The sequence below is a fragment of the Streptomyces hilarionis genome (genome assembly GCF_024539675.1).
Taxonomy (GTDB): Bacteria; Actinomycetota; Actinomycetes; order Streptomycetales; family Streptomycetaceae; genus Streptomyces; species Streptomyces hilarionis.
Genome location: NZ_JAHHIT010000525.1, coordinates 1 through 368 on the forward strand (window position 1 = coordinate 1; position 368 = coordinate 368).

Consider the following 368-nt stretch of genomic DNA (forward strand, 5'->3'; position numbering starts at 1 on the left):
TCCCTGATGACGCTCCGGAAGACCATCCAAAGGTTAAAGAGCTGCGGGATCTGGTTCTGTGGTCAGAGGGACAGGTGTGGTGTTCGCCAGAGCGTCACGGTGCAATGTCTGCTGTATTCAAAGCCCAAATAGACTGGATACCTCTCACGTTGGGCGCTGTCCGCCCCAGCCAGGGCAAGACGTTGGCCGTCATGCAGGTCTGCGGTCGATCACAGTCCTTCAACACGGTAAACCAGCTTAGGATCCTCGGGCGCTGGATGCGGATGATCACCATCCCAAACCAGTCGTCAGTACCCAAAGCCTTTCTGGAGTTCGACGACGCAGGGCGTATGAAGCCATCCGCCTACTACGACCGTGTTGTGGACGTG

General features: G+C 57.1%; 1 protein-coding gene. It reads left to right on the top strand.

Annotation, left to right across the window (positions count from 1 at the left end; all coding sequences use genetic code 11):
• Positions 1-368 (top strand): NAD(P)H-dependent oxidoreductase (locus KMS84_RS44115; RefSeq protein ID WP_256921460.1); only part of this gene is annotated, 368 nt, incomplete at both ends.